Annotated in this window: 19 protein-coding genes and 2 pseudogenes; 4 read left to right on the top strand and 17 right to left on the bottom strand. The window is 33.5% G+C overall.

The window, feature by feature from the left end; all coding sequences use genetic code 11:
* Window positions 1–298: 298 nt before the first annotated feature.
* The 4 genes from A9G47_RS14835 to trhP form a co-directional block, all read right to left on the bottom strand.
* Window positions 299–463 carry a phage/plasmid replication protein, II/X family gene (locus A9G47_RS14835; protein ID WP_442903228.1) on the bottom strand — a complete coding sequence of 55 codons (165 nt, stop codon included), beginning with the start codon at window positions 461–463 and terminating at the stop codon, window positions 299–301.
* Between the two features lie 727 nt (window positions 464–1,190).
* On the bottom strand, window positions 1,191–3,131 hold the full coding sequence (locus A9G47_RS02930; protein WP_065579396.1) for a peptidase U32 family protein: 1,941 nt from the start codon (window positions 3,129–3,131) through the stop codon (window positions 1,191–1,193).
* Between the two features lie 133 nt (window positions 3,132–3,264).
* The gene (gene htpX, locus A9G47_RS02925) at window positions 3,265–4,134 is read right to left on the bottom strand and encodes a protease HtpX (protein WP_065567208.1); all 870 of its coding nucleotides are present in this window, start codon (window positions 4,132–4,134) and stop codon (window positions 3,265–3,267) included.
* A 324-nt stretch (window positions 4,135–4,458) separates the two neighbouring features.
* Window positions 4,459–5,802, bottom strand: a complete 1,344-nt coding sequence (trhP, locus tag A9G47_RS02920; protein ID WP_065579397.1) for a prephenate-dependent tRNA uridine(34) hydroxylase TrhP — start codon at window positions 5,800–5,802, stop codon at window positions 4,459–4,461.
* Window positions 5,803–6,315: 513 nt separating this feature from the next.
* Here trhP and argE point away from each other — a divergent pair.
* Window positions 6,316–7,473, top strand: a complete 1,158-nt coding sequence (gene argE / locus A9G47_RS02915) for an acetylornithine deacetylase (RefSeq protein ID WP_065579398.1) — start codon at window positions 6,316–6,318, stop codon at window positions 7,471–7,473.
* A 39-nt stretch (window positions 7,474–7,512) separates the two neighbouring features.
* On the opposite strand, the gene rnz is transcribed toward argE, so the two are convergent.
* Both rnz and A9G47_RS02905 read right to left on the bottom strand, forming a co-directional pair.
* Window positions 7,513–8,430: a ribonuclease Z gene (gene rnz / locus A9G47_RS02910; protein WP_065642109.1), complete on the bottom strand. Its 918-nt coding sequence runs from the start codon at window positions 8,428–8,430 to the stop codon at window positions 7,513–7,515.
* A 6-nt stretch (window positions 8,431–8,436) separates the two neighbouring features.
* Complete coding sequence (locus A9G47_RS02905) at window positions 8,437–8,664, bottom strand: YccJ family protein (protein ID WP_065567204.1); 228 nt, start codon at window positions 8,662–8,664, stop codon at window positions 8,437–8,439.
* A gap of 351 nt (window positions 8,665–9,015) precedes the next feature.
* On the opposite strand from A9G47_RS02905, the gene yaaA reads away from it, so the two are divergent.
* Window positions 9,016–9,789 carry a peroxide stress protein YaaA gene (gene yaaA, locus A9G47_RS02900; protein WP_065642108.1) on the top strand — a complete coding sequence of 258 codons (774 nt, stop codon included), beginning with the start codon at window positions 9,016–9,018 and terminating at the stop codon, window positions 9,787–9,789.
* A 10-nt stretch (window positions 9,790–9,799) separates the two neighbouring features.
* The gene (locus tag A9G47_RS02895) at window positions 9,800–10,753 is read left to right on the top strand and encodes an AEC family transporter (RefSeq protein ID WP_065642107.1); all 954 of its coding nucleotides are present in this window, start codon (window positions 9,800–9,802) and stop codon (window positions 10,751–10,753) included.
* Window positions 10,754–11,307: 554 nt separating this feature from the next.
* Here A9G47_RS02895 and A9G47_RS02890 read toward each other — a convergent pair.
* From A9G47_RS02890 to A9G47_RS02865, 8 genes and pseudogenes are all read right to left on the bottom strand, one after another.
* Window positions 11,308–12,195 (bottom strand): carboxylate/amino acid/amine transporter, encoded by an 888-nt coding sequence (locus A9G47_RS02890; protein WP_218057413.1) that lies wholly within the window; start codon window positions 12,193–12,195, stop codon window positions 11,308–11,310.
* A 180-nt stretch (window positions 12,196–12,375) separates the two neighbouring features.
* Window positions 12,376–12,702, bottom strand: a complete 327-nt coding sequence (locus tag A9G47_RS13850; RefSeq protein WP_141674792.1) for a helix-turn-helix transcriptional regulator — start codon at window positions 12,700–12,702, stop codon at window positions 12,376–12,378.
* A 139-nt stretch (window positions 12,703–12,841) separates the two neighbouring features.
* Complete coding sequence (locus A9G47_RS02880) at window positions 12,842–13,159, bottom strand: AraC family ligand binding domain-containing protein (protein ID WP_065642105.1); 318 nt, start codon at window positions 13,157–13,159, stop codon at window positions 12,842–12,844.
* A gap of 25 nt (window positions 13,160–13,184) precedes the next feature.
* Window positions 13,185–13,739, bottom strand: coding sequence for a YbhB/YbcL family Raf kinase inhibitor-like protein (locus tag A9G47_RS02875; protein WP_218057412.1), 555 nt, complete (start codon window positions 13,737–13,739; stop codon window positions 13,185–13,187).
* Between the two features lie 98 nt (window positions 13,740–13,837).
* Window positions 13,838–13,939: pseudogene (locus A9G47_RS14830) on the bottom strand (riboflavin synthase); the annotation flags it as partial.
* A gap of 39 nt (window positions 13,940–13,978) precedes the next feature.
* Window positions 13,979–14,179, bottom strand: a complete 201-nt coding sequence (locus tag A9G47_RS02870) for a hypothetical protein (protein ID WP_141674791.1) — start codon at window positions 14,177–14,179, stop codon at window positions 13,979–13,981.
* Between the two features lie 288 nt (window positions 14,180–14,467).
* Window positions 14,468–14,593: a hypothetical protein gene (locus A9G47_RS14580; protein ID WP_255309193.1), complete on the bottom strand. Its 126-nt coding sequence runs from the start codon at window positions 14,591–14,593 to the stop codon at window positions 14,468–14,470.
* A 142-nt stretch (window positions 14,594–14,735) separates the two neighbouring features.
* Window positions 14,736–15,026 (bottom strand): hypothetical protein, encoded by a 291-nt coding sequence (locus tag A9G47_RS02865; protein WP_065642103.1) that lies wholly within the window; start codon window positions 15,024–15,026, stop codon window positions 14,736–14,738.
* 540 nt (window positions 15,027–15,566) lie between these two features.
* Between A9G47_RS02865 and A9G47_RS02860 the strand changes: the two genes are divergently transcribed.
* Window positions 15,567–17,162 (top strand): ABC-F family ATPase, encoded by a 1,596-nt coding sequence (locus tag A9G47_RS02860; protein ID WP_065567197.1) that lies wholly within the window; start codon window positions 15,567–15,569, stop codon window positions 17,160–17,162.
* A gap of 36 nt (window positions 17,163–17,198) precedes the next feature.
* Here the strand turns inward: A9G47_RS02860 and A9G47_RS13460 are convergent.
* The 3 genes and pseudogenes from A9G47_RS13460 to A9G47_RS02840 all read right to left on the bottom strand — a co-directional run.
* A pseudogene (locus A9G47_RS13460) lies at window positions 17,199–18,543 on the bottom strand (transposase); the annotation flags it as partial.
* Window positions 18,544–18,641: 98 nt separating this feature from the next.
* Window positions 18,642–19,028, bottom strand: a complete 387-nt coding sequence (locus A9G47_RS02845) for a hypothetical protein (protein ID WP_141674790.1) — start codon at window positions 19,026–19,028, stop codon at window positions 18,642–18,644.
* 373 nt (window positions 19,029–19,401) lie between these two features.
* Window positions 19,402–20,100, bottom strand: coding sequence for a hypothetical protein (locus A9G47_RS02840; RefSeq protein ID WP_065567194.1), 699 nt, complete (start codon window positions 20,098–20,100; stop codon window positions 19,402–19,404).
* Window positions 20,101–20,644: the final 544 nt, after the last annotated feature.

The raw sequence follows: 20,644 nt of genomic DNA, 5'->3' as shown, positions 1-20,644 counted from the left end.
GATAAACGTACATAAAATTAGACAATGAAACCAGCATAATCTGACCTCAATTGAAAAAACACAACTCACTAGTAAAATATTAAATTAATCAATAAATTAACAAACATTAAAAATAAATAATCATTAAAATCAATACGTTAGAATAATGTATATTATGTTAAATAAGGTTGTTGTGAATTATATTATCGTAAAATAATGTCGGCTCTACGTACCCGCTCGGACACTGATGACTAAAATCAATATTAATAACCCTGCGCAACGGAATTACGTTATTTTTTTGTTGTTGTAAGTTTTATAATTACATTTTACTTAAACCAATTAATAACAAGTCTTTTTCGTACAGCCAAAAAGTTTTTTGTGACATAGAGTTCTTAACAAATTGATAACCGTCATTTAGTAATAATCGATAAAAAGTATAAATTCGATTAGCTTTTGAATATGAGATTTTTCCTGTTCTAGTAATAATTGATTGACAAAATACTCAATCAAAAGATGTTAAGTAGCAATTAATAATTAGAACTGATACGGACGATAAAGGACTTAAAGTTTCATAGATATTTTTATCGTGGTACGCATAATGGCATTTTGCGTACCACGATAAACGTACGTAAAACTAGACGATGAAACTAGCATAATCATGACCTCAAATAAAAAAACATAACCCGCCAACAAAAAATTAAATTAATCAATTTGTGAATTAAGAATGAAGAATAAATGACCATTAAAATCAATTATGTTATAACTTGTCGGCTGTTTAATTGGCCGTTTATCGTCGCTCTTCTTTTTTAATGCTGGGCACTTTGTCCTTCAAAGTTGTTTAAAAAAAGTTAAATAAAATCAATGCGTTTTCTGACTGTTTTTTATTGTGTTTATTTACAACCGTACTTTCTGCCACCTCATCACCTTTGTTTCGGATATTTACAATTAAGCTTGGTGTCACTTAAACAGGCTTTATGTTGCTAATTAAAGTGTGTTGATAGGCAAATGCCTATTTGATTAACCAAGTATAGTTTCACATATAGGCACTTTAGTGATAATGAATAAGCTTAGTTTACAAAACAGGTAATTATAGAATTAATTCCAGCTTGCATTACTAACTTTATTTTTTGAAACTACTGCTTTATATCTGTTCTCATCAATTTAAAACTAAATTTTTTTGTTATTTTTGTTATTTTTGTTATTATAGTAATTTAATTCTTTGTCATAAAAATAACATCACTACCAGGTAACGGTTTTTTTAAGATGTGGCTTTTGATTTTTCCCCAAACTTGCATTTCACAAGCTTTACAATTGAACTTTAATAATAATTCTTCATTGTTTTGAATCAATTTCATTGGCGTTACTTTGGTTTTTACTCCTTGGATTCCTTTTGCTTGTTTTGGACATAAATTAAACGCAAATCGTAAACAATGTTTCGTTATCATTAGTGGGACATCATCTTTTATTTCGTGTGCTTCATACGCACTTTCAATTAATTTTACGCCATGTTGTGCATAAAATTCCTTAGCTTTATGGTTATATACATTGGCTAAGTAACTTAAGTGTGTCTCTGGGTAAATTGGTGTTGGTTTTAATTCTGGCTTACGTGTCTTACAATGATAATTGGCTAATCTAGCTGTGGTTAAATTATCGATAATTTCTCTTCTAAATTGATTTAGTCGGCTACTTGGAATAAAATAAATTTTTGACAAATTCATTTTAAATTCAATTAAGTGATATATTGTTTGCCCTATTTTAGATAAGTTATCTCTAATATTTTTCACAAATTTATCTGGTTGTTCTGCAAGATCAAATTCATCCTTTAATGCTAATTCAACACAAATACCCTCTTCACTTTTTGCTATTAATTCAATACCGCCTTCGATATTATGTAATTCAAATGATACACCTATGCGACGATTACTTGTTTCTTTCAATAAATTTTGCTGCCACATATGATCGAGATTCCTATTGACCATATAAGGTAATTTAATGGAAAAAAGTGGTTTGGGAATTTCATTTGGGTAAATGCGGTATTGATTAGCCGAAAGTTTCTCTACTTTGTCAGCTCTAAATCCAAAAATTTCTCTTTTTATCAGTACATTTAAACCATCACCATTAGTTAATATTTTCTCGGATTTGATATCGATAGTTTTAGATGTAACTTTAGTTATCTCACCAACCTGCAAACCAATAAATTTAGGTGAATTGAAAGCGCCTATATCAGGTTTTCTACCGTTTATAAAATAATCAGTACTTCCACGATGAAATGTTCGGTTAGGATCTGGTGTAAAAAAGTGCTCGGTACGACCACTTGATGCAGGTAAGAAATTTGATGATTTAGCTAAAATATTATCTAATTTTTGGCGATAAAATGCTGTAATATTTTTTACATAACTTAAGTCTTTATAGCGCCCTTCTATTTTGAATGATCTAACACCAGCTTGAATTAACTCCATTAGATTATCCGATTGATTATTATCTTTCATTGATAATAAATGTTTTTCGTAAGCAACAATACGACCTTGGTCATCTTTTAAAGTAAAAGGTAAGCGACAAGCTTGAGAGCAATCTCCTCGATTAGCACTGCGCCCTGTTTGTGCATGAGAAATATAACATTGACCTGAAAAAGCCACACAAAGTGCTCCATGAATAAAAAATTCTATTTTCGAATCAATTTTTTTATTAATTTCAGATATTTGAGTTAAATTAAGTTCTCGTGCTAAAACTATTTGTGAAAATCCAACATCAGATAAAAATTTTGCTTTTTCTGGTGTTCTAATATCCATTTGAGTACTAGCATGTAAATCAATGGGAGGTATATCCATATTCAAAATTCCCATATCTTGTACAATTAATGCATCAACACCCGCATCATAAAATTGCCATATGAGTTGTCTTGCTGGTTCAAGCTCATTATCGTGAAGAATGGTGTTTAAGGTTACAAACACTTTTGCATAATAACGATGAGCAAATTCAACTAACTGGGCAATATCGCTAACAGAATTCCCTGCATTATGCCTAGCACCAAAGCTTGGTCCACCGATATATACTGCATCTGCGCCGTGTAAAATAGCCTGCTGTGCAATTTCAATATTTTTGGCAGGACTAAGTAATTCTAATTCATTTTTAGCATTATGATAGGATGGCATTATAAACTCTTTTGACAATGGGATTAATAGGCGCTCTGTTCTTTATTTGACAAGCATTATTGTTAATTTAATAATGCTTGTCAAAAGCTTTCAGATAATTGTACGTTTGTATATAATTTTTGTTATAGAATGATTAGTTTTGGTAAGTTCTATTCTGTAAAGCTTTGATTCGTTTTTCTAATGGTGGATGAGACATAAACAATTCAGAAAATTTCGCTTTTTTTGCACCATTAATACAAAATGCCAGAATTGACGTATCTTCACTTGGTTCATGGCTGGTTTTTAGTTTTTCTAACGCAGCAATCATTTTTGTACTGCCTACTAATTTAGCCGAACCAGCATCAGCATGAAATTCTCGATAACGAGAAAACCACATTGCGATAAGGCTTGCTAAAATACCAAATACAGTTTCAAAAACCATAACTATCAAGAAATAGGTTAACTGTGATAAACCACGATTACGATCATCCAATGCTTGAGCTACAACAGATGCTAACATTCTTGAAATAAAAATAACAAAAGTATTAAGAACTCCTTGTAATAAAGTCATTGTGACCATGTCGCCATTAGCAACATGACTCATTTCATGACCGATTACCGCTTCAGCTTCATCTTGAGTCATAGTATTTAATAAACCAGAACTTACTGCAACCAGTGAACTATTTTTGGTAGCACCAGTTGCAAAAGCATTAACATCTTGAGCATGATAGATAGCAACATCTGGCATTTTTATATTAAGCTCGGTTGATAAACGGCGAACAACATCAAGTAACCACTGTTCTTGATTATTACTAGGTTGAGTAATAATTTGCCCTCCTACTGACCGTAAAGCCATCCGTTTAGATAAAAGAAGAGATATAAAAGATCCACCAAAACCAAATAGTGCTGCAAAAATAAGTAAACCTAGCGTACTATGTGAATCAACACCTAAGATACTTAGAACAATGCCAAATACAAACATAACAGCTAAGTTAGTTAGAATAAATAATCCAACTCGCATCATAATGAAAATTTTCCTTTTTTGTGATTTTTATTAATAAAATAACCTTTAAACATAATTGTTGTATTACATATAGTAAAAATATAACTCTACTTTTCTTTGGAGCTTTTATTATTTTACTATATTTTATAGGAGTATGACATAATCCACTCACTAAACATAAACTAGCGATGTCGTCTTCTACAGTCGTTTTCTACAACCATTTTTTACATAGCTAACTCAGTGGCCAGCTCTCTTAAATGTTTTCATCCATTTTCATATCCTCTTAATACATAAAAAACAAAAGCGCAATAGCTATACTGCGCTTTGGTATTAAGTTAAATTTAACTAATCAAAATTACGCATTAATAATGCATAATTCAGATCAATATCTTCGGGAATGGGAATATAAACAATATGACCATCGCCAAGTCCTGCGGGCACTGGTTGCCCTTTTCTATTTTCCATACGTTCAATAATAAAAGTGGTATTGCCCTTTGGGGTCATCATTTCAACACTATCGCCGACAGAAAATTTATTTTTTACAATAATTTCAGCGAGACCATTTAATCGCTCACCACTAAATTCACCCACAAATTGTTGTCTATCAGATACTGAATGACTATGTTCATAGTTTTGCATTTCTTCATGCTTATGGCGACGTAAAAAACCCTCGGTATAACCGCGATGCGCAAGTGCATTGAGTTCTTGCAACAAACGAGGATCAAAAGGTTTACCCTCGCTCGCGGCATCAATCGCTTGGCGATACACTTGTGCTGTTCTTGCACAATAATAAAAAGATTTTGTTCGGCCTTCAATTTTGAGTGAATGTACACCAATTTTAGTCAGGTCGCCTACTAACTCAACCGCTCTTAAATCCTTTGAGTTCATAATATAAGTGCCATGCTCATCTTCAAAAGCTTGCATATACTCGCCTGGGCGTCCAGACTCTTCAAGCATGAATACTTTATTTGTGGTCTGCCCAATACCTAATGTTGGCTCTACTTGTTGCACTGGGATGGGCTCACATTTATGTACAATTTGGCCAACTTCGTCTTCTTTGCCTTCAGCAACCTTATATTCCCAACGGCATGCATTAGTGCACGTACCTTGATTGGAATCACGTTTGTTAATATAACCAGAAAGTAAACATCGACCAGAGTATGCCATACATAGCGCTCCATGAATAAATACTTCTAATTCCATTTCGGGCACTTTTTCACGAATTTCAGCAATTTCATCAAGTGATAATTCTCGGGATAATACAACTCGGGTTAAGCCCATCTGGTGCCAAAATTTTACTGTAGCCCAGTTAACTGCATTAGATTGCACCGATAAATGGATTTCCATTTCAGGGAAATGTTCACGAACTAACATAATTAACCCAGGATCAGACATAATAAAAGCATCGGGTTTCATGTTTACAATAGGCTCTAAATCACGAATAAAGGTTTTTAATTTAGAGTTATGTGGGGCAATATTAACTACCACATAAAACTTTTTGCCTTGGGCATGGGCTTCGTTGATCCCAATTGCCAAATTTTCATGATTAAATTCGTTATTGCGAACACGTAGGCTGTAGCGAGGTTGACCAGCATAAACGGCATCTGCGCCATAAGCAAAAGCGTAACGCATATTTTTAAGGGAACCAGCTGGCGAAAGTAGCTCTGGTTTTGCATATAAAGTTGTCATTAAAAAATGCCTCTGATTTCAAGTCAGTATTACTTATTCGTAATAGGTTAAGCAAAATAGGATGGGCATTTTACGCTTTAGCTTATCTGTTGGCAAATTTATTAGTTACCTTCGATAAACACTTCTTTATTTTAAAGCGTATTTCTAGCTATTTAGGTTGGTAGTTGACAAGCTAAATAACCTATTTTATTAGCAATTAAAATGACATTATCTGGGGATTTTTTGATATTTTCTTGTTTCCTGAGCATATGATCAATATGTTTATTTAGCAATAATAAACTATCTTATTAAAAGTTCAGCAGTAGCTTTTTCATCATTATGTGTGTTTTATTTATTAACACATATTACTTTATTTGGAATAACTTTAATGATAATTAATGATCCAATATATAAAATACCGATTGAAAAGAATGGTAATTTATAGGCAAACGATAATGTAAATGTTATGCTTACAGCATGTAAAAATATATGTTTTCAAGCTATTATTTAAAGGTAATATTTAAAGGTAATTTTATGGCTATCCCTTCTTTTTTAACACTATATAACGAACTTGTCTCTATCCCGACAATTAGTAATGTCACTAACGAAAAATTGGATTATTCTAACCAACCACTTATCGAGAAGTTAGCTACTTGGTTTGAAGATTTAGGTTTTACTATTGATATTCAGCCTGTCCCCAATACTCGACACAAATTCAACATGCTAGCAACTTATTCAAACAGCGACAATAAAACGCAAGGTGGTTTATTACTAAGTGGGCACAGCGATACGGTTCCTTTTGATGAAGGACAATGGACAAAAGATCCTTTTAAGCTAACTGAAGAAGATAATAAGCTATATGGACTAGGCACTGCCGATATGAAAGGCTTTTTTGCTTTTATTTTAGAAGCGTTACGTGATATTGATCTCAAAAAGTTAAACAAGCCAATTTACGTTTTAGCTACCGCTGATGAAGAAACCTCCATGGCTGGCGCATCATTTTTTGCTAAAAACACCAATCTTCAACCTGACTGTACCATTATTGGCGAGCCAACATCTTTAATACCCATCCGTGCTCATAAAGGGTTTATCTCTAATTCTATAAAAGTAATTGGTAAATCAGGGCATTCTAGTGATCCAGATAAAGGTATTAACGCTATCGAAGTGATGCATTTAGTCATTGAACGCTTATTAATCCTGAAACAGCAATTTAAACAGCAGTACCACAATGAGGGGTTTAGTGTTCCCTATCCTACATTAAATTTAGGTGTTATTCATGGAGGCGATGCAGCAAACCGTATTTGTGGTTGTTGTGAACTGGTCATCGATATTCGGGTATTGCCTAATAATGATATCGATTCGCTTTATAATGCTCTTTGTGACGTACTTCAGCCTGTCATAGATAGATATCCAAATCGAATTGAAATACAATACGAAGTTTCGCCTATTCCAGGTTATGAATGCAAAAAAGATCATCCGGCATTACAGCATATTGAAAAGTTAGTTGGCCATAGTGCCGAAACAGTGAATTATAGTACCGAAGCACCATACTTAAATCAAATCTCACCAACTATTGTGTTAGGTCCGGGATCAATTGAACAAGCACATCAACCCGATGAATTTATTTCATTAGATTTTTTAAAGCCAACCAAAGCAACAATAGAACAATTAATTAAAGATTTTTGTATTTAGAACAGCCGCTTATTCGCCGAGCATTTCGGCGAAATCTGTTTAAATTTCAAACGTGGAAAAATCGGTGGCTATTTCGGTATTCGGAAATATATTTTTAGCTTCGCTAACCAATTTATCATTATCATGTAAACTATATCTAGGGCTAATATGCGTCATAATTAACTTTTTAGCATTAGCTTGCTTGGCTATTGTTGCGGCATGTGTTGTTGTCGAATGACCGCGCGCAATGGCTTTATCCGCTAAAGCATGTTCTTGTGTTGCTTCATGCACAAGAACATCAACATCTTTAGCAAGTTCAATCGATGCTTCACAAGGTATTGTGTCACCTAAAATCGCTAATTTCCGACCTTTTTTAATTTGACCTAAATAGTCTAACCCATTAATTAGTCGCCCATCATCAAGTATGATTGTTTTACCTTTTTTAAGATCACTATATAAAGAACCTATCTCAATATTATCTTGCTTTAATTTATCAATATTTAAAGTTGCTGGCAGATCTTTTTCAATAATACGATAACCAAAACAAGGCACGCGGTGTTGTAATAATTTTGCTTCAACTCGAAACAGGTTATCTTCAAAAACGGTACAATCTTTTTCAAGCTCAATAATATTAAGCGGGTAAGTTAACCAAGAATCACTAATTTCAATGACCGTTTCGATAAATTGTTTAATACCTTTTGGACCAACCAAAATTAACGATGATTGATTTTGCATTAAAGAGCGAGATGTTAAAACACCGGGTAGCCCAAACAGGTGATCACCGTGTAAATGTGTTAAAAAGAGGATCTCAAGTTTAGAAAGGCTAAATTTGGCTTTTTGCATTTGCATCTGAGTTGTCTCACCGCAATCAAAAAGCCATAAGCGCCCTCTTTCTTGCCTAACATCTAGCACAATACTACTCACGTTACGTTGTGCGGTAGGAGAGCCTGCGCTTGTTCCTAAAAAAGTTAACTTCATAAAAATCTAAATATTTTTGCGTTCAATGGTTTGCTCACCCCAGAACAGCCTATCAGCTTTAGTTTTAGCAAAAGCGAGCTTTAAAACTTCATCACTCCCTTCTGACCAAATCTGCTCAGCTAAAGTTTCGTCATTATTGGCTAATTCAAAAATAGCTTCGGCAATTTCAATAGATGTTTCACGAATAGTAGCCCAAGCTTTGATATCGTGCATTTCTTTTTTATCTACGTTCATTTTTGCTACTCCTTTGGGTTGAATTAGATGTAAAATAACCCTATTTATTGCAAAATACAATAGGCAAAATACGTTATGATAACAATTATTTCACCAGCAAAAACCTTAGATTATCAATCACCATTATTAACCCAAAATTATACGCTTCCTCAATTTATTAACTCAACTAAAATCCCCCTATAAAAAATTCAAAAATAGCGCCGACAATTTCAAAAAATATTTCACGAATAGTAGGCCAAGCTTTGATATCGTGCATTTCTTGTTTATCTACGTTCATTTTGCTACTCCTTTGGGTTGAATTAGATGTAAAATAGCCCGATTTATTGCAAAATACAATAGGCAAAATACGTTATGATAACAATTATTTCACCAGCAAAAACCTTAGATTATCAATCACCATTATTAACCCAAAATTATACGCTTCCTCAATTTATTGACTCAACTAAAACCCTTATACAAGATTGTCAAAAATTGAGTGTGGAGAATTTAGCCCAATTAATGTCTATCAGCCCCAAATTAGCTGAGCTTAATTATGAGCGTTTTCAAAATTGGCATAGTGATTTTAATCTTGAGAATGCAAGGCAAGCGATACTGGCTTTTAAAGGTGATGTTTACGAGGGCTTACATGTTGAAGATTTTAATGATAGTGATCTAAAATTTGCTCAATCACATCTACGGATTTTGTCAGGATTATATGGCTTATTACGACCACTTGATCTAATTCAGCCCTATCGCTTAGAAATGGGTATTCGCTTAAAAAACGGTAACCATACTAATCTTTATCAATTTTGGGGAGAATCATTAACAAATAAACTTAATGACGAGTTGTTAAAATCATCACATCCCACATTAATTAATTTGGCATCAAACGAATATTTCAAAGCAATAAAAGCAAAACAGCTCAATGCTAAGATCATTCAACCGATATTTTTAGATAAAAGCAAAGATGATTATAAAGTGATTAGCTTTTATGCTAAAAAAGCGCGTGGTTTAATGAGCCGATTTATTATAAAAAATAAAATTAATCACCGTGATGATATTAAAGATTTCAATTTAGAAGGCTATCAATTTGATTCAAAACGATCAACTGACTTAGAATGGTACTTCATACGCAATCATCAATAAAATAATAACGATGGTATTTTTTACAACATTATGGGCGCAGTTTTTATCTACTCTGCCCCTTTTTATGCTAATTTTATTCGGCTTTTTAGCGGTTAAAGTAGGTCGTTGGCAAAAAACAGTCACCGATAGCTTAACCAAATTTACCTTTTATATTGCATTTCCCATCATGCTATTTCAGATCATGAGCCATTTTTCTGAACATTCGCAAATCGATATAAAACTGTTATTCGTTTTTTTTGGTGGATCCTTTATTGTCTTTGCAATTGGTTGCCTAATTGCATCTAAATTATTTAAGTTAAATGGTTCAGAAAGTACAATGTTTGCTATGGGTAGTATTTATACCAATACGGTGTTTGTTGGTATTCCTATTATTAAAATGTTATTAGGCGATAATGCTATCCCCATTGTTGCCATTATCGTTATTTTTAATGCCTTAATTTTATGGACACTTGCGACGGTTTCTATTGAATTTGTGCAAATGGGAAAATGTTCGACTAAAGGGATTGTTAAAGCCTTTAAAAATGTTGCAAAAAATCCCATTATTATTGGAATTTTTACAGGCATTATAGTGAATTTTATTGGTTTACCGTTACCTAACTTTATCGATAAATCAACCAAAATGGTGAGTGAGATGACCGCACCTCTTTCATTAATTGTTTTAGGCATGGGACTAGCTGAATATAAAATTCGAGATAAACTTTTAATTACAACAGCTATCTGCACATTAAAATTGGCTATGTTACCTATTGTTACCTATATTTTAGGTAAACTCATTGGACTACCAACTTTAGAATTGCAAGTGGTGGTATTACTCAGTTCAGTTTCAATTGCGATAAATTGTTATATGATGGCAAGGCAGTTTGAAGTGTTGCAAGGCGCTATCGCTTCAAGCTTATTAATATCAACGATGCTATCTTCCATTACAACACCGTTAATTTTATCAATTATGACACATTTACCTTAAACGGTTATTTATAGCACAACACCAGATTGCTTACACTTCATGATTCAAATAATTTGCTAACAATGCCTAAAGCATTTTACTTAAAATCATCTTATGTGTATAAAAATGAATAAATCATTTTCTATCTTTTGAATCTAACAAATAAAATACTGCAGAGTTTTAATTTATCACCAAACGGTATAGAATCCTGAATATTTTTTACAAAACCTATCACCTGAAAAATGCATACTGGGCTTGCCGTCTTAATTTATCTTTAATCGATTTTTAAATTTTAACCAAATGATCAATGACATGATTAATGGTTTTATAACGTTTGTTGCTACTGGTTAAGAAGACAAATAGCTTCAAACAGGCTTTTTTAGCAGGTTACAAATCATTGAACGATTCATCAAAATGTTTAGCCAAATCAGTGGTAGTTATTTTTCTTTATGATATAAGTGCCATATCGCAATCTTTGATTTACGTTAGTTCTGTTTTTTATGTCTATTTATGACGGACGTTTCTCAAATTACTGTCAATAACGCGAATAATTCCTACAGATTATTGTTCTTAACTTAATGAGCAATTTTAACTTTGTAGTGTAGCAATAGTGCCAACATAATGACTGCACTACCCAATATAAAGCGTACCCAGTCTATTGATTGATGCCAAATCGCCACATTCACCAAAATCCCTGTTGGAATAACCACATTATTCATAATAGCCAAAGTGCCCGAATTCACTTTTGTCGCACCATAATTCCATAAAAAGTAACATATGCCAGAAGCCACTACGCCAAGCCAGATAATAATGCTCCATTGTAAAATAGTTGTAGGTAATTTTGATGCATCGCCAAAAAGCAACCAACCTACTGTTGCCACAATTACCGCCCCCAAGTAAACCCAAGCAAAAGCCTGATGTTGAGGCATTGGATATATCTCCATAATTCTTTTATAACCAACCTGCCCTAAGGCAAAAACAATATTAGCTCCTTGAATTAATAAAAAACCAATAATAAAGTTTGCACTAATATGATCATAACGAATAATAGCGGCACCAATAACTGCTAATATTGCCGTAAAAAGGTAACTCAATCTTAATGGATGACGTTGCAGTAAATCATAAATAACCGTGACATAAATAGGTGTAAAAATGGTAAACAACAGCACTTCAGGTACTGAAATATATTGGAAGGAATTATAATAAAAAAAGTACATAATCCCTAATTGACAAGCCCCAACACCCATTAAAAGAAATAGGGTTTTAAGCTTAATATTTCTAAAGCATAAAAAAGGTAAAAAGGTAATAAATGCTAACAAAACACGCATAACTACAGCAAACCAAGTATCAACCTGTCCACTGATATAAACACCAATAAAACTAAACGAAAACGACCAAATAATTGTTACAAAAATAAGATAAAGCATAATTGATGAATATAAAGAAAATAATGAGAGACGCATCGTATCAATTGGCTTAGCACTTGTAAACTTTATATCATAAAAATTGATTACTATGATAAAATAATTGATAATCTGTAGGAATTGCTAGCGCTATATACTATAGTCTGAGAAACCATGGTAATGGACATGCATAAAAAACAATTTAATAAATAAAATTAAATGGTAGTGATAAAAAATTGACTAACGTAGCCTCTTTGGTGAAAACCCAAAACGTTGTTTAAAGTAAAAAGCAAAACGAGAGCCTGATTCATATCCCACTTCTTGGGCAATTTGTAGGATCGTTTTTTGGGTGGTTTGTAACAGCATTAAACCAAAATTCATTCTTATATCTAAGATAATTTTGGATAAATTATATCCTTCTAAAGCAAGATGACGCCGTAAAGTTGATTCACTCATAGCAAATTGTTTAGCAATTTCTGCTGCCTGCCACTTTTTGTCTGGCTGCTGGTTAATAATTTCGCGAATTTTTTGGCTAATTTTCGGGTTATTATTCAGTGGAAAATACACACCAAATTCAGATAATCTAATTAAAATTTCAATAAATAAATGTTTAACAAGATTAGAATTGCATTGATTATGCGTAAATAATTCTGTTTTAATCTGTATTAGTCGAGCAATAAAAGTTTCAGGTAATATTGTTTCAACTTTAATTTTTTTTAATAATTTGATTACTCTGATAAAAATGAGATAAAGCAAATTGGTCTAGTAGCTGTGCATGCCAAGAGTAACAAATGGCTTGATAATCCTTATCATCAATATAAAAATTATTTATATTCATTAAATTACCTGCTGGAATCAGGACTAACTGACCTGTTTTTACCCTAAAATATTCGCCCTCACATTCAATCTGTTTTTCGCCATTTATGACATAGACAATCATTGGATCAATGCTTTGAATCTGTTTTAGGGTTTGATTACAACGTTGTGTTATATAATTCACTCGACCAATTGAAGCAAAATCCATAATCCTAATAGCCTATTAACCAATATCAACGTGAGTAGGAGTAAATTATATCTGCCTTTGCTATTTGATGCGAATTAGCAATAAAACCAACTAGAGCTGGGGTAGTTTGTTCATCAACCTCAATGTGATCAATGTCTAGTGCATAAAGTGTAAATTGATATCGATGAGTCGAATTTAACGGAGGACATGGCCCTCCATAATTTATCACGCCAAAATCATTACGTACTAATCTACTTCCTTTAGGCAATAAATTGGGATTATTTCCTGCTGATTGTTTAATAAACGATGTTTGTACAGGAATATTAACAATCACCCAATGCCACCACCCAGAACCTGTTGGTGCATCAGGATCATACATAGTTAATACTAAACTTTTTGTCGCTTTTGGTAGATTTTGCCATGAAATTTGTGGAGATATATTTTCGCCTTGGCAACCAAATTGATTGGATATAAATCGAGTAGTAAATCCATTATTGATAAGATCTGTGCTAATTAATTGTAATTGTGTCGCATAACTGCAATTTGTGCTCAATAATAATGTACTATAAATAATGGCTTTCGCTTTGTACAAAATACGCATGTTAGCCTCTTTTAACGATTAAATAAAAGCTATCATAAGGAATTTTCAAGCTATAATCGGCACAAATTAGCTTAAATCTGACACAAATTCGATTAATATTAGCATTCTCTTGCAGCTAATACTCGTTCAACCGTATCAACAATGGCTTGAGTTTGTATGTTGACTTTATGTCCAACTTTTTTAGCGTCTAATATTGTTTGATTGTCGTCTAGCAATAACTTTGCATTATTTATCTCAACCTATAATGCCGTGGCCACAATCAGTGTGCTACCGGGTATATTACTCACTTGTAAAAAAGGCTTAGTCCAACCAGCCCTGTTTTCGGCTAAAGACAACTCGCCATTGGATTTGGTTACATTGGCAATAGCAGCTTCATTTTTTATCCATAATGTCTTTATCTCAGTTTCTGATGACTGTATTTTAATTTGTAACCAAGCCACCTTCACATCTTGACTCATTATATTGATTTTGGTCTTTGCATACGGTTTAGCTACTGTCTTATCTGCTGCAGTTTCTTTTTCTAGTAGTTTGGTTTGAGTAGTCTAGTTCAGAGAAGAACCTAAACCTCTCGCTGGTAACAAATCTGCCTCGCGTAATCGCACATCCAGACGATTGATGGTTTTAACATCCTCAATATTTTTAAAAGATGGAAAATGATCGAGCGATACAATGACAGTGCCAACCTGTTTATCATTTTGATTAATAGGAATAATTTTATGCGCCTCGGGCTAATCCTTTGCATTTAGTGGTGCTGGAATGTAAACAATTAGCGAAGTACCAATTCGTCCAGGAAATATACCCAGCACATCAATATCAATATAGCTATCCGTAAAGGCGTTAGCTAATTTTGTCACAAAGGTTGTAATTTGCTTTAACAGCTGTAAATCTTCAAGTTTCGTGAAAAAAAACTTAATATTAGAATTAATAATAGCGTTATCAGAAAATGACTTATCAACGCTATAAGTGATAACCTGCCCGACACTTGTCGGTTCACCATCAATAAAAAAACCTGCATATCATTTTTTTTTCAATTTTTTTGTAGGCTAATGCAAGTTTTTTCATCCCAAAATCAGTAAAACCCTCAGGCTGGTAGACTAACTCTTCAGGTTTCGCTTTCATACTGTTTTTAGATAGGTACCAACGCATGTTTGAATCAAAACTGTCTTGATAAGCCTTTAAGGCATTTTCCAAACATTGATAAAAATTAGTAAATGTGAGTATTGTTGTCTTTGATAAATAAAGTCTGATTCTAAACTGAATATCGTTTGATTCAATGTATTTAGTCATACTAATCTCGTTATGTTAATTGCGATAATGGAATCCAAATTGCACTGACTGAAGGTGTTTGCTAAATATTTACAAATTATATGCGTTTATTTTTCGATAATAACAGATTATTGGAGTGGTGTAAAAGCCGTTGGTGGATAAAATTACATCATGATTTCATGATACTTTTTTAATATTAATAAGTTATATTAATAAGTTATGTTAGTTAGACGAGTATGAGGCTATCAGTGAAAAGCTTTGTGAAATGAGGATAAGTAAACTTACCATTTCCTGGTGCACGCCTATATTTGGTAATTGAATTTCCATTTTTATTGAAACGTAGTTTTATTCCCTAAACGTTCTTTATAATTCTTATAAAATCACGCTAAATCAATTGATAATAACTTAAATAAATTACCATAAAAAAGATAGCCGATAAATCAAAGATCCTCAAAAAAGCTATTTTATGGCATAATGTGCGCTAAATCACATTTTATAGGTTTCACTTAAAGGCTAATTATTGCTTTTGAGCAAAACGCATTTTAAAGAGAGTAAATTTTAGTGTTAAGTACAAATAACATCACAATGCAATTTGGCAGTAAGCCATTATTTGAAAACATTTCGGTTAAATTTGGTAACGGTAATCGCTATGGGCTTATCGGTGCTAATGGCTGTGGTAAATCGACCTTTATGAAAATTATTGGTGGTGATCTAGTGCCGACATCGGGTAATGTATCGCTCGATCCACATGAAAGATTAGGTAAATTACGCCAAGATCAGTTTGCTTTTGAAGATTTTACCGTACTTGATACCGTCATTATGGGGCATACCGAATTATGGCAAATCAAACAAGAGCGCGATCGTATTTACTCGCTCCCAGAAATGAGCGAAGAAGACGGGTTTAAAGTGGCTGATTTAGAAATTCAATATGCTGAAATGGATGGTTATAGCGCTGAGTCTCGTGCTGGCGAATTATTATTAGGTGTTGGTATCCCCATTGAGCAACATTACGGGCTAATGAGCGAAATTGCGCCGGGTTGGAAGTTACGGGTATTGTTAGCGCAAGCCCTATTTTCAAATCCGGATATCTTATTACTTGATGAACCAACCAATAACTTAGATATTGATACGATCCGTTGGCTTGAGGAGACGCTAAATCAACGCGAAAGTACGATGATTATTATTTCGCATGACCGCCATTTTTTAAATATGGTTTGTACCCATATGGCCGATTTGGACTATGGTGAATTGCGTGTCTATCCTGGTAATTACGACGATTATATGACCGCGTCAACTCAAGCCAGAGAGCGCTTATTAGCTGACAATGCCAAAAAGAAAGCACAAATAAGTGAATTGCAATCGTTTGTAAGTCGTTTTAGTGCCAATGCTTCTAAATCCAAGCAAGCGACATCACGCGCCAGACAAATTGAAAAAATCAAACTTGAAGAAGTCAAAGCTTCCAGTCGTCAAAACCCATTTATTCGCTTTGAACAGGATAAAAAGCTGTTTCGCAATGCCCTTGTTGTTGAAAATCTGACGAAAGGTTTTGACAACGGCCCACTATTTAAAAATCTTAAATTAATGGTTGAAGTAGGCGAGAAAGTCGCGATTTTAGGGACTAACGGTATCGGTAAAACCACCCTACTAAAAACCTTAATGGGCGAACTGACACCAGAACAAGGCGAGATCAAATGGTCAGAAAATGCCAATATTGGTTATTACGCGCAAGATCATGAATATGAATTTGATGAAGACTTAACCGTATTTGACTGGATGAGTCAATGGAAGCAACCCACCGACGATGAGCAAGCGGTACGTAGTATTTTAGGGCGTTTATTATTTTCGCAAGATGATATTAAAAAACAAGTTAAAGTCCTATCTGGTGGTGAAAAGGGACGCATGTTATTTGGTAAATTGATGATGCAACGCCCGAATATTATTGTCATGGATGAGCCAACAAACCATCTTGATATGGAATCAATTGAATCACTCAACATGGCATTAGAGCTTTATCAGGGCACACTATTTTTTGTTTCACACGACCGTGAGTTTGTAAGTTCCTTAGCGACTCGAATTGTTGAAATTACACCTGAAAAAGTGAACGATTATACGGGTAATTATGAAGATTATCTGCGTAGTCAAGGAATTGAATCATAGCCATTAATAAAAATAGCCACTAAATGTGGCTATTCAGATTGATGACAAACCTCGATATAATTCGGGGTTTATTTTTTTATTTAAACCATAAATAGGATTTTTAATTTGGATTTTATTAAATAAATTAAAAAATAGCCTAAAAAAACGTAACAAAAATAACTTTATCGCTATTTTCTTGATATTTTGAGCCGTTGTAGCCAATAAACACTGCATTTGAACCTGCGCTCTTCCTCTAAATCGAGCATAGCGATGTCCGTGATGTTGTTTAGCATCAGCAAAGCTGCGCTCTATCGTTTCTTTTCGCCGAGCATAGACTTTTTTACCCCACTGACTTAAATGAATCTCGTTGGCTTTTTCTTTATCTGCTTCCCAGATATGCCGTGTGATGACTTTCTGTGTATTTTTACTCTGTGTACACTGTGACAATAACGGACAGATTTTGCAGGTTGTTGCATCAGAATGATAATGACGATAACCTTCCCTGCTGGTAGTTTTATATATTAATGTTTGCCCGTTTGGGCAAGTATAAGTATCGTTTTGACGGTTATAGATAAACTGCTTTTTTCTGATGGGATTCGCACCATGGGTGGGGCGACGATAACCCAACACCGAATATATCTGCTCTGCCAGCAGTAAATGGCAAATGGGAGCCGTAAAATAACCCGCATCAAGACCGACACCAACCGGATTAAAGCCAAACCGCTCTAGCTGGCGTTTTAATCGAGCCATATAAGGCTGGGGATCATGGATATTTCCGGCTGTGACATAGGTATCGGTAATTAAATTATGTTTGCCATCAACCGTTCGGTGATCTAAGTAGAAGAATCCTTTAGGCTTGTCTTCCCGATGCATAAAGCCACTATCCGAATCTGTTGTACTGACTTTAACATCCTTGTATTTCTCTACCGTCGATGGCTTTAAGGCTTTTTTCCGTTTAATTCTCTTTCTGCGTTGATGGCTTGATTAAGCGCATCAATATATTGACTGGGCTCAACAATATTATCAAAAATCTATTGATAGATTTCACTGTCATTAAACCGACGGCGACGATTTTGGCTGAGTGTTGAGGCGTCAATCACTTTTTCGGTTAATCCCATTCCAGAAACCAGCGATAAGCTAAATTGACCAGAATTTCCTGAACTAGACGACGTTCACTGGGGATACCGAAAAGATACCCCAATAGCATGATTTTAAACAGTCTGACCGGATCTTCTGCCGGACGACCGTTATTAAGGCAATAAAGTGGTGCTACCGCTTCTCGAATAAATTCAAAATCAATGACTTTAGCTATTTTACGAACAAGATGATTTTGAGGGACAAGCGCATCTAGCGAGATTTGCTCTATTTTTTTCTGGTGTCGCTGGAATTGGTTTTTTAGCATAGAAGAATTCCTCTTATAATGGACTCCTCTCTATTAGATCAAAGAACTCGCCAAAAAACGAGCTCTTTGTCATCAATTTGAAATTTATAAATAAATTTTTACTTAACATACAATTCAGATGTATCTAATTTAAATTCATCATAAATATCAAGTTTTTTCATAATATGCGCTAAAACTTGATTAATAGTTCGCATTCCAACTAATAACTCATCCATATAAATATCTGGATGTAATTGCGATGAATTATAACCTAAGCTTTCCTTTTCTGCTTTACAGCCCAATTCATCGTTTGAATCATAAACTAAATTAAGAAGTTCTGCCCTTAATGGCACACCAGCCTTAAATACATTTTCTTTTACAAAATTCAACCAATTAACATAATCATTATTAACTTGATACTTAAACATTTTGATATTTATTGAGAAAAAGCATATCTCTACTGAACAAATGAAAGCCCCAAAAGCCCACAATGTACGCTTATCCAATGAAACTTTAAGGTTATTAGCACAAAAACTACTAGGGAGTAATAGTGAATATGTGTCTCCTAACCGTATTAAACATGATGAACCACTTAATCCCCAAAAAACTAACGCCGCAAGCGTATAGGCTACAGAGGTCAGCTAGTAGCACATGGCTTACGCTCTATCGCTATTACCATCAATGAACGAAGCCAAACTTAAACCCGTATGATTGAAGTAGTATTAGCGCATAACAATAAAAACAAAGTAAGACTAGCCTATAACGCTCAACTTATATAGCGCAATTCAAAGAATTAATGATTTGGCGTGGAAAAAACGGGTTTATAAAAATTAGATATGAGCGTTAATAAAGCCCCTATATAGGGCTATTTATTCATAGTTATACTTTTTTTTTCAAAAATTCTAGCTGTTTTTCACTTAAAATAACTTGCTCTTTTGATAGGTAATCAGTATTTGTTTCAATTATAGTTACTTTTTGTGTACTACCATTTTTATATGATATCCTAACTAAGCGAGAAAATGCACCTTGATTAATCCATAAATCCTCATAAGTATTAATTCTCGCTTCATAGAAAAAGCAAAACTTTAATTTTCGTTGTTTATTATAACTTTTACTTGGCAAATAGTTTATTAGGGTTACATAAACATAGGGTAAGAGTTGAGGATTAAGATTTGTATATTCGTAAATATTGAGTTTTTTTGCTTCATTAAGAATTGACAAAAACTCTGAAAAGTCAAAGAATGGAATAATTTCTTTCAACCTTTCCCAAATTTTACCTATATTTTCTTTAGCAAAATTAAGGTTTTTTTGTCGTATTTCTGCGTTTTGTTTTGTTATTGGCAAGTTACCGTAGGATCTTTTATTTGCTTCTTTTGTTGGGCAATAATATTCATCATTGTGATAAAAATGCCCATCATCCTTTTGTTTTCCTGCTCTGACTTTCAGACGCCTTTCACAAACAGGACAGCGAGCACCTGGCGCATCATTAGGTTTTTGAAAATTATGATCTAATGCAAATTTTAGGTATTCCGTATAAGAAATTAGCTTATTATCATATGGATGTAATGCACTAAACATTTTATTCTCCTTGTTATATTAAGCTCTTTTAAATTCTGAAATGGCAACATATATTCAATCAAAAAATTAAGAGCTGTCTGTTTTTTAAACTCAACTGTAGGCAAGTAGCCTAACGACGAATATAACTCTGTTATTATTATACCAATATGCATATGCAGAAAAAGAATGTTATAACTCCATAGTCGAGATGAGGAATTGACCTTTATAAACTCCGTTTAATCGTTTTAAATGTCGCTTCCACCACCGCTATAGGTAAATAACAATAAAAAAGAGCTTAATCCTATTAAGTCATTTTATTATATCGGCTTATTTATTAATAGCTAAGTTTATTTCTCTGCTTCAACTATATTAAATACAGGTGGAATTGTTAACTTAATCGAATAACATTGCGCATTGTTTTTTCTGATATAAACAACGTCCTTGGCATGGATATTCATATTATTTGATGATAGCGCAAAATTTTTATACGGTATGCGTATCATGTTTAATTACGAAAAATCATTAAAAAATACATTATATATTTTAGTGTGTTATAAATGATAAG

It is taken from the genome of Gilliamella sp. WF3-4 (genome assembly GCF_001690275.1).
Classification (GTDB): domain Bacteria; phylum Pseudomonadota; class Gammaproteobacteria; order Enterobacterales; family Orbaceae; genus Gilliamella; species Gilliamella apicola_C.
The sequence above is the reverse complement of the archived record's forward strand: the minus strand, read 5'-3'. Positions and strand labels throughout refer to the sequence as shown.

Bases quoted from the DNA above. Each gene is read 5' to 3' on its own strand.
- A9G47_RS02930 (WP_065579396.1), bottom strand. From the start codon at position 3,131: ATGCCATCCTATCATAATGCTAAAAATGAATTAGAATTACTTAGTCCT.
- htpX (WP_065567208.1), bottom strand. From the start codon at position 4,134: ATGATGCGAGTTGGATTATTTATTCTAACTAACTTAGCTGTTATGTTT.
- trhP (WP_065579397.1), bottom strand. From the start codon at position 5,802: ATGACAACTTTATATGCAAAACCAGAGCTACTTTCGCCAGCTGGTTCC.
- argE (WP_065579398.1), top strand. From the start codon at position 6,316: ATGGCTATCCCTTCTTTTTTAACACTATATAACGAACTTGTCTCTATC.
- rnz (WP_065642109.1), bottom strand. From the start codon at position 8,430: ATGAAGTTAACTTTTTTAGGAACAAGCGCAGGCTCTCCTACCGCACAA.
- A9G47_RS02905 (WP_065567204.1), bottom strand. From the start codon at position 8,664: ATGAACGTAGATAAAAAAGAAATGCACGATATCAAAGCTTGGGCTACT.
- yaaA (WP_065642108.1), top strand. From the start codon at position 9,016: ATGATAACAATTATTTCACCAGCAAAAACCTTAGATTATCAATCACCA.
- A9G47_RS02895 (WP_065642107.1), top strand. From the start codon at position 9,800: ATGGTATTTTTTACAACATTATGGGCGCAGTTTTTATCTACTCTGCCC.
- A9G47_RS02890 (WP_218057413.1), bottom strand. From the start codon at position 12,195: ATGCGTCTCTCATTATTTTCTTTATATTCATCAATTATGCTTTATCTT.
- A9G47_RS02880 (WP_065642105.1), bottom strand. From the start codon at position 13,159: ATGGATTTTGCTTCAATTGGTCGAGTGAATTATATAACACAACGTTGT.
- A9G47_RS02875 (WP_218057412.1), bottom strand. From the start codon at position 13,739: ATGCGTATTTTGTACAAAGCGAAAGCCATTATTTATAGTACATTATTA.
- A9G47_RS02865 (WP_065642103.1), bottom strand. From the start codon at position 15,026: ATGACTAAATACATTGAATCAAACGATATTCAGTTTAGAATCAGACTT.
- A9G47_RS02840 (WP_065567194.1), bottom strand. From the start codon at position 20,100: ATGTTTAGTGCATTACATCCATATGATAATAAGCTAATTTCTTATACG.